Origin of the sequence: Mesorhizobium sp. M0862 (assembly GCF_040319795.1) — a bacterium.
In the GTDB taxonomy this organism is placed as follows: domain Bacteria; phylum Pseudomonadota; class Alphaproteobacteria; order Rhizobiales; family Rhizobiaceae; genus Mesorhizobium.
Genome location: NZ_JAMYOJ010000005.1, coordinates 360,275 through 368,886 on the forward strand (window position 1 = coordinate 360,275; position 8,612 = coordinate 368,886).

At 63.4% G+C, this 8,612-nt stretch carries 6 protein-coding genes and 1 tRNA gene; 2 read left to right on the forward strand and 5 right to left on the reverse strand.

The features are described 5' to 3' along the window. Nucleotides 1–61 precede the first annotated feature (61 nt). A complete protein-coding gene (locus NKI15_RS10800) occupies nucleotides 62–2,299 on the reverse strand; it encodes a mannose-1-phosphate guanylyltransferase/mannose-6-phosphate isomerase (protein ID WP_023715689.1) in 2,238 nt (745 codons plus the stop codon). Between the two features lie 11 nt (nucleotides 2,300–2,310). After that, nucleotides 2,311–3,831, reverse strand: a complete 1,521-nt coding sequence (locus NKI15_RS10805) for a phosphomannomutase/phosphoglucomutase (RefSeq protein ID WP_023715690.1) — start codon at nucleotides 3,829–3,831, stop codon at nucleotides 2,311–2,313. Between the two features lie 200 nt (nucleotides 3,832–4,031). Between NKI15_RS10805 and NKI15_RS10810 the strand changes: the two genes are divergently transcribed. Together NKI15_RS10810 and NKI15_RS10815 are read left to right on the forward strand one after the other, a co-directional pair. Further along, a tRNA-Pro gene (locus tag NKI15_RS10810) sits at nucleotides 4,032–4,108 on the forward strand. Between the two features lie 212 nt (nucleotides 4,109–4,320). Next, nucleotides 4,321–4,626, forward strand: coding sequence for a hypothetical protein (locus NKI15_RS10815; RefSeq protein WP_352514141.1), 306 nt, complete (start codon nucleotides 4,321–4,323; stop codon nucleotides 4,624–4,626). Nucleotides 4,627–4,667: 41 nt separating this feature from the next. Here the strand turns inward: NKI15_RS10815 and NKI15_RS10820 are convergent, their stop codons facing one another. The 3 genes from NKI15_RS10820 to NKI15_RS10830 are packed head-to-tail and all read right to left on the reverse strand — an operon-like array spanning nucleotide 4,668 to nucleotide 8,380. Beyond that, on the reverse strand, nucleotides 4,668–6,287 hold the full coding sequence (locus tag NKI15_RS10820) for an ABC transporter ATP-binding protein (protein ID WP_352514140.1): 1,620 nt from the start codon (nucleotides 6,285–6,287) through the stop codon (nucleotides 4,668–4,670). A 32-nt stretch (nucleotides 6,288–6,319) separates the two neighbouring features. Further along, a complete protein-coding gene (locus tag NKI15_RS10825) occupies nucleotides 6,320–7,447 on the reverse strand; it encodes an ABC transporter permease (protein ID WP_352886087.1) in 1,128 nt (375 codons plus the stop codon). Between the two features lie 9 nt (nucleotides 7,448–7,456). Continuing rightward, entirely contained in the window at nucleotides 7,457–8,380 is a 924-nt protein-coding gene (locus tag NKI15_RS10830; protein WP_023684574.1) for an ABC transporter permease subunit, read from the reverse strand. Between the last annotated feature and the right edge of the window lie 232 nt (nucleotides 8,381–8,612).

The window sequence follows — 8,612 nt, forward strand, 5'->3', positions numbered from 1 at the left end:
AGGCACCCCCCTCTGCCCTGCACGGCAGAGGGGGGTGCCTCGCACCGGCCTCTCAACAACCTCACCCCTTCTGCGCTGTCCCATCAAGATACTGCGTCAGCGCGCAGACCAGATGATAGAAGATGCTGGCCGGCACGTCCGATGCCAAGGAGCGGCCGCGTTCGTCGATGCGGTCGATCCACAGGCCGAGCGGCGCCGGGTCGATGTGCCAGCGGAATAGCCGGCCGACGCGCGCCTCGATTTCGGGCTTGAGGTCGGGACCACCCGAGCCATCCAGCGCAATCGCCGCCTTGATCGCTTCGGCCTGTGGCCAGCTCCGCGACACAAGGTCGAGCGGCAGGCCCTGTCTGGAGACCGCGCCGTAGGCAAGGCCGGTGGCGCGGTTGAGGCCGTTGGCGATGGCCGAGGCGTAGAGCTTGCGGGCAAAATTGCTCAACTCGCCCTGACCGCTGTGGGCGACGAAATCGGTCAGCAGCGAGGCCCATTCGAAATGATGGCCGGGCTCGGTCCATGTGCCCTTCTCGCCGGCGGTCGGCTTCCACCCGGCGTCGAAATATTCGCCCAGCGTCCAGCTCTCGGCATCGAAGAAATGACTGCGGAAAAGGTCGATGATGCGCGCGGCGCGGCGCAGATAGGTGCGGTCGCCGGTCGCCTCATACCAGGCGAGGAAGGCCTCGAGCAGATGCATATGCGGGTTGGAGCGCCGCTCGCCCTCGCCGTCCGACGTCTCGAGGAAGCCGGTCATGCGGCTGTCCTCGAGATGCGCGTCGAGGAACACGAAGGTCTCCTGGCCCAGCCGCAGCGCATCCGGATTGCCGCACATATGCGCATGCGCCAGCGCCAGCAGCACGCAGGAATGGTCGTAGGCATCCTCGGTTGGGTCGGCGACGGAGCCGTCGACATTGAGCGTGCGCACCCAGCCGCCCCGGTCCGTGCGGCCCTTGCCGGCCATGAAGGCGATGCCATGGGAGATCAGGCGATCGGCTGGACCGTCCCAGCCGCGGGCCTTGGCAACGGCGAAGGCGTAGACTTGCCTCGCCGTCGTGCGCATGCGCTTGGGCTTCAACAGCGCCTCGCCGTCGAAGCCGAGCGCCTCGTGGAAGCCGCCATGACGCTCATCGACGCCTGAAGTCGACCACAGCGGCAAGGTCTCCTCGAACAGCCAGTGATGCACGCGCCGCCGCCAGGCACCGCTTTCGATGACGCGGTCATGCGCCGGGGTGAACCTGGTTTCCAGACGGCCCGATTTTTCCAGCTGCTCGACGATCTTCTTGACGTGCTGGCTGTGACTGACCGGCGCGACGAAGGTGGCATCCGCCGTCGAGACGATCGCGACGTCCTTCATGCCGATCGCCGACAAAAGCCGGCCGTCGCTTCTGATGTAGGAGTTCTCGCAATCGATGGCGACAACATCGCCGACGACGACATTGCCATTGGCATCAGCAGGGCCGACATCGAGCAGCGACTGCCAGGAGCCGAGGTCGTTCCAGCGGAAGCCGGCCGGCACCATGGCGATGTCCTTGGCCCGTTCCATGATGGCGTAGTCGATCGAGTTCGACGGGATGGCGGCGTAGAGGTCGAGCGGCATATAGAGGCCGGACAGATCCGAAGTCGCTGCCTTGTAGGCCGCTTGGGTGGCCTGCCAGATGTCGGGCTGGAAGGCCGCAAATGCATCGCGCATGGCGCTGGCGCGAAACAGGAAAATGCCGGTGTTCCAGTAGAAGGTGCCCGCACTGAGATAGCTCTGCGCGGTGGCGAGGTCGGGCTTTTCGACGAAGCGCGACACGTCGAAGACGCCGCCGCTTTCGGCTGCGACTTCGATATACCCATAGCCGGTCTCGGGCTGCGTCGGCTTGATGCCGAACACCACCAGACGGCCGGAAAGGGCTGCCTGGCTGCCAGCCTCGACGCTCTGCCAGAACTGCTTGGGCGTGGCGATTTCATGGTCTGACGGCACCACCAGCACCAGGCTGTCGCCGAACTCCGACAATGTGCGCAACGCGGCCAGCGCCACGGCGGCAGCCGTGTTGCGCCCGGTCGGCTCGAACAGCGGGCCACCGCCGGCGAGGTCGAGGCCGGCAAGGTCGGCATGCACGCGCTCGGCATGGCGCTCGGCGGCGATCAGGAAGATCGGCGTTTCGCCCTCCGGCCGCGCCGTCAGCCGGCGCAGTGTCTTGGCCAGCATCGAGCCGTCGCCGGAAAGATCGTGGAACTGTTTCGGGTTGTCCTCGCGCGACAGCGGCCACAGCCGCGAACCGACACCGCCGCTCATGACAAAACTGACGATGCGCTCGGTCATGAAAGGTCCAATCAGAACGTCTGGTTGTAAGCGCCGACTTCGGGGCTGCGGCGCAGCACGGCGTCGACCGCCTCGAACATCTGCCGGCGGCGGTCGGACGATACCGGGCTTTCGACAACCACGACAAGCTCCGGCTTGTTCGACGACGCCCGTACCAAGCCCCAGGTGCCATCTTCGGCCACGATGCGCACGCCGTTGACGGTGATCAGCTCGGCGATCTTCTGGCCGGCAAAAGCCTTGCCGGCGCGCTGCATCGCCTGGAAGTCCGCCACCACCCGATCGGCCACGCCGTATTTCACGTCATCGGCGCAATGCGGCGACATGGTCGGCGTGCCGAAGGTCAGCGGCAGCGCGCGATAGAGATCGGCCATCGAACTTGTGGGGTTGCGGACGAGCATCTCACAAATGGCTATTGCCGTGATGAGACCGTCATCATAGCCGCGGCCGATCGGCGGATTGAAGAAGAAATGGCCCGACTTCTCGAAGCCGGCGACGGCGCCAAGCTCGGCGACGCGGCGCTTGATGTAGGAATGGCCGGTCTTCCAGTAATCTGTCTTCGCGCCGTTGGCGCGCAGGACGCTGTCGGTGTTGAACAGGCCGGTCGACTTGACATCGACGACGAAGGTCGAGCCGGGATATTGGGTTGATATGTCCCGCGCCAGCATGACGCCGACCTTGTCGGCAAAAATCTCGTTGCCCTCATTGTCGACCACGCCGCAACGGTCGCCGTCGCCGTCGAAGCCCAGCCCGATATCAGCACCTGTTTCCAGCACTTTGTCCCTGATGGCATGCAGCATCTGCATGTCTTCCGGGTTCGGGTTATAGCGCGGAAAACTGTGGTCGAGCTCGACATCGAGCGGGATCACCTCGCAGCCGATGCGCTCCAGCGCCTGTGGCGCGAAGGCGCCGGCAGTGCCGTTGCCGCAAGCCGCCACGACTTTCAGCTTTCGCGCGATGCGCTTGTCGCTCACCAGATCGTCGAGATAGGTCTCGCGAAAACCGGAGACGAATTCGTAGGAGCCGCCGCCGGCGAGATCGAAGTCGCTCGACAGCACGATGTGTTTCAGTGCGCTCATCTCCTCTGGTCCGAAGGTGAGCGGCCTCGCCGCACCCATCTTGACTCCGGTCCAGCCATTCTCGTTGTGCGACGCCGTGACCATGGCGACGGATGGTGCGTCGAGCGCGAACTGGGCGAAATAGGCCATGGGCGACAGCGCCAGGCCAATGTCTTTCACCTTTGCGCCCGCAGCCATCAGGCCGGAAACCAGCGCCAGCTTGATGGCAAGCGAATAGGAACGGAAATCATGCCCGGTGACGATGTCGGGACCCGCGCCAAGACGGCGGATCAAAGTGCCCAGGCCCATGCCCAACGCTTGGACGCCGATCAGGTTCAGGTCCGGCGGTTGCGTCGAACCGGCATGGCCAAACCACCAGCGCGCGTCGTATTCGCGAAAGCCGGACGCCTTGATCAGCGCTTCGGTTTCGAATTCGAAGCTGTTGGGCCGGGCGTCGCCTACGATTTTCAGGGGCAAGGCAGCAAAGCTCCAGATGGCGAAAACACGATCTATCGAGGCTGCGACTTAGCACACAAGGCTTTAAGCCGGGTTTATCCCGGGAGGGAAAGCCAAGCTTTGCGGCAATGCCCAACGAAAGCCAACGAAATGCGACAGAAGCGCTGCCATTGCCGCTTGCAGGAACGGTATGCGGCAGCTATAAGCCCGCGGTCTGGTCACGGAGTGTAGCGCAGCCTGGTAGCGCACCTCGTTCGGGACGAGGGGGTCGCAGGTTCAAATCCTGCCACTCCGACCAGAAAAAACAGACACTTAGGTGTTTGTTTCTCCCGACTCCCCACAAGATAGCTTGGTGCAAACCGGCCGCGTCGGCGTTCGCTGTCAGCATGGTGTTTTGACGCGACAACCATCCGCGCTACCTCGATAATAGGAATGCCGCCGAGACAGCGGCCGGAACGAGGTTTGCGGAAGATGAATTTATTGATTTCAAGTGCAGGCCGGCTGTCAGCGATGCTTGTTCTTTTCCTGATGGCAGGCTGCTCATCGCTGGGCAGCGCGGTCAACCCGGCGAAATACGACCGCATGACATGCGCCGAGCTCAACAATGCGGTGGGCGATACCTCGCGCGAAATCTCGCAGACCGCCATCACCCGCGGCAAGGTCGCCAACACCAGCGTGCCGAACTGGCTGCTCGGCGGCACGCGCGTGAAGAGCGCAGTGGCCAAGCGTGAGACGGCCAGAATCGAACTGCTGAAGCAGCGGCAAGAGGCCATTGTCGCGACAATGGCCAACAGATGCCCCAGGTCAGCGGGCTAAGCGAACTGGCCCTACCCTGACTATCTGCTGAACGTCACGCCTTAAGCACTCAGCCTGAAGCCCGTGACATCGATCGCCGCAGCCATCAGCGTCTGGGTGTAGGCGGCCTGCGGGTTGCTGAAGATCTCTTCCGTCGGGCCTTCCTCGACGATCTTGCCCTGCCTCATGACGATGATGTAGTCGGCCATGGCGCGCACCACGGAGAGATCGTGGCTGATGAAGAGGTAGGACAGTTCGTGGTCGGCCTGCAGCTTGCGCAGCAATTCGACGATCTGCTTCTGCACCGAGCGGTCGAGCGCCGAAGTCGGCTCGTCCAGCACCACCAGTTTGGGCTTCAGGATCACGGCACGCGCGATGGCGATGCGCTGGCGCTGGCCGCCGGAGAATTCGTGCGGGTAGCGGTTGCGTGCGTTGGGATCGAGGCCGACCTCGAGCAAGGCCTCGACGGCGCGCTGATCGCGTTGCTTGCCTGACAGGTTCGGCTCATGCACCAGAAGGCCTTCGGTGATGATCTGGCCGACGGTCATGCGCGGCGACAGCGAGCCGAACGGATCCTGGAAGACGAGTTGCATCTCCCGCCGCAGCGGCCGCATCGCCTGGCGGTCGGCGGTGGAGATGTCGCGGTCGCCGAAGCGGATGACACCGTCGCTGGGCAACAGGCGCAGAAGTGCGCGGCCGAGCGTCGATTTTCCCGAACCGGATTCGCCGACTATACCGATGGTCTGGTTGCGCTTCAGCCGGATCGAAATGTGATCGACGGCGCGTAGCAGCAGCGGTTCGCCGGCAAGGAAGCCGCCGCCGATCTTGAAGGTCACTTCGACATTGCGGCCCTCCAGCAGCACAGGAGCGCTGGACGGCGGCGCCGCCTTGGTGCCGGTCGGTTCGGCGGCCAGCAGCATTTTGGTATAGGCATGCTGCGGGTTGGCGAAAAGTGCTTCCGCCTCGCCTTCCTCGACCACCTCGCCATAGCGCATGACATAGACGCGGTCGGCAAAGCGCCGGACGATGCCGAGATCGTGGGTGATAAAGACGATGGCCATGCCGAGCTTGCGCTGCAGTTCGGCGAGCAGCACCAGGATCTGCGCCTGGATGGTGACGTCGAGCGCCGTCGTCGGCTCGTCGGCGATCAGGATGTCGGGGTCGTTGGCCAATGCCATGGCGATCATGACGCGCTGGCGCTGGCCACCCGACATTTCGTGCGGATAGGATTTCATCCGCCGCTCGGGATCGGGAATATGCACAAGCCGCAGCAGCTTGAGCGCCTCGTTCCGTGCCTCGGCTGCGTTCAGCCCGCGGTGCTTGCGAATCGGTTCGATAAGCTGGTTGCCGATCGAATAGAGTGGATCGAGCGAGGTCATCGGCTCCTGGAAGATCATGCTGATCTTGGCGCCGCGCACCTTGTTGAGGTCGGGCTTGCTCATGGTCAAAAGGTTGCGGCCGCGATAATCGACGTGACCCGTCGCCTCGCCATTGGACGCCAGCAGGCTCATCGCCGCCATCATGGTCTGGCTCTTGCCGGAGCCGGATTCGCCGACCACGGCTACGGTTTCCCCTGCCTTGACGTGGATGTTGATGCCCTTGACCGCTTCGACCGCGCCGTCGAGCGTGCGGAAGCGGACGCGAAGGTCCTTGACGCTGAGGATCGTTTCGGGCGTTTCCATCGCAACGGTCCCCATTTTATTTGGTCCCCATATTATCGGTCTCTCGGATCGAGCGCATCGCGCAGGCCGTCGCCGACGAAGTTCAGCGCAAACAGCGTCGACACGAGGAAGAAGGCGGGGAACAAAAGCAGCCAGTTGGCGGTGCCGATGTTCTTGGCGCCGACGGAGATGAGCACGCCCCAGCTGGTCATCGGTTCCTGCACGCCAAGGCCGAGGAAGGACAGAAAGCTTTCCAGGATGATGACCTGCGGCACCAGCAGCGTCATGTAGATCACCACTGGTCCGAGCAGATTGGGGATGACATGGCGCAGCAGGATGCCGCGCTGGCCGACGCCCATGGCTTCGGCCGCCTGGACATACTCCTGCCGCCGGATCGACAGCGCCTGGCCGCGCACGATGCGCGCCATGTCGAGCCACAGCACCGCTCCCACCGCCAGGAACATCAGCACGAAGTTGCGGCCGAAGAACACCACCAGCATGATGACAAAGAAAATGAAGGGCAAAGAATAGAGCACGTCGACGATGCGCATCATCACCTCGTCGATCTTGCCGCCGGAAAAGCCGGCCGCCGCCCCGTAGAGGACGCCGATGACCACCGCGACAATGCCGGCAAGCAGGCCGATGGCCAGCGAGATGCGCCCTGCCATCAGCGTTCGCGAGAGAAGATCGCGACCGGTGTTGTCGGTGCCGAACAGGAAGTACTGCTGTTTGACCGACGCAGTCATAGTCAATTCGAGCCCGTCGGCCGATTTGCTCTCTATCTTGGTATCGTCGAAGGCATCGGAGCGGTCAAGATAGCGGATGTTGCGGTCGTCGATCGGTTTGGTCGAGGTGACGGTGACGGTGACGCGACTGCCGTCCAGTTTCCACTCCTTGATGTCGACGCGCATGCGCTTGATGGCATCCTTGAGCGCCGTCTCGATCATGTCGGGCTTCGGATAGGCTGAAAAGCTTGGCGGCGTGCGCACATAGTCGGCATAGATGGTGGTGTACTGAAGCGGCACGAACCAGGGGCCGAAGATGCTGATGACGCCAATGAAGGCCAGGTAATAGAGGCTGAACATGGCGGCGCGGTTGGCTTTGAGGCGCGCCCATGCGTCGCCCCAGAGCGAGCGGCCGACGACGGCCGGCGGAGCGGCGGCGGCTGTGATGTCAGTCATAGCGCACCCTCAGTCATAGCGTACCCTCGGGTCGACGACCGCGTACATGACGTCGACGATCAGGTTGAAGACGATGGTGAAGAGCGCGATCACCACCACGGTCCCCATCACCAGCGTGTAGTCGCGGTTGAGCGCGGCATCGACGAAATAGCGGCCGACACCGGGAATGGAGAAGATGGTCTCGACGATGACCGAACCGGTGAGCAGCGCCGCGGCTGCGGGGCCGGTGAAGGAAACGATCGGCAGGATGGCGCCGCGCAGCGCGTGCTTGACCACCACCGACCAGTCGGAGAGGCCGAGCGCACGCGCCGTTCGGATATGATGCGAACGCAAGCTCTCGATCATCGACCCGCGCATCAGGCGGGCAACGATGGCGATCTGCGGCAAGGCCAGCGTCAGCACCGGGCCGATCTTGTTGATTAATGCGCCATCACCCCAGCCGCCGATCGGCAACAGCTTCCAGGTCAATCCGAACACCAGCTGAATCACAGGAGCGATGACGAAGGTGGGGATAGTGCTGCCGGCGGTCGCCAGCGCAATCACCGTATAGTCGCCAAGCTTGTTCTGGTTGAGCGCGGCGATGGTGCCGAGCACCGAACCAAGCAGCAGCGCCAGGATCAGCGCCGAGGTGCCGAGCTGGACCGATATCGGCAGCCCCTTGGCAAACAGTTCGGTGACGGTGAAGTCAGGCAAATTGTAGCTCGGCCCGAAATTGCCGCGCAGAAGATTGCCGAGATAGTGGGCATATTGCAGCCAGAGCGGATCGTCGAGGCCGAACTGTGCTTCCAGATTGGCCCTGATCTCGGGACTGAGGCCCCGCTCCTGATTGAAGGGGCCGCCCGGTGCGACGCGTATCAGGAAGAACGCCATGGTCACGATGACGAACAGCGTCGGAATGGCGGTCAGAAGCCGCCGTAAGATGTATCGCAGCATCGGCGCCCCGCTTCGGCCAGAGCGACATACGTCCATGCGGACGCATTGCCACGCTCCGGCGCCAAATCTTCGCACCGGGCTTGCCGAAAATCGACCACGACTTTCGGACCGGTGCGATGACCGACCAGTCCGGGGGGCGGCCCACGGGGGGGGGGGGGGGGGGGGGGGCGGGTTTTTATGAGAGGTGGGGGAGCGGGGCGGGGGGGTGGTGCAGACAATTTTTATAAAAAAC

Excerpts from the sequence above, each read along its gene's own strand:
- NKI15_RS10815 (WP_352514141.1), top strand. The coding sequence starts at position 4,321 with ATGCTTGTTCTTTTCCTGATGGCAGGCTGCTCATCGCTGGGCAGCGCG.
- NKI15_RS10820 (WP_352514140.1), bottom strand. The coding sequence starts at position 6,287 with ATGGAAACGCCCGAAACGATCCTCAGCGTCAAGGACCTTCGCGTCCGC.
- NKI15_RS10830 (WP_023684574.1), bottom strand. The coding sequence starts at position 8,380 with ATGCTGCGATACATCTTACGGCGGCTTCTGACCGCCATTCCGACGCTG.
- NKI15_RS10800 (WP_023715689.1), bottom strand. The coding sequence starts at position 2,299 with ATGACCGAGCGCATCGTCAGTTTTGTCATGAGCGGCGGTGTCGGTTCG.
- NKI15_RS10825 (WP_352886087.1), bottom strand. The coding sequence starts at position 7,447 with ATGACTGACATCACAGCCGCCGCCGCTCCGCCGGCCGTCGTCGGCCGC.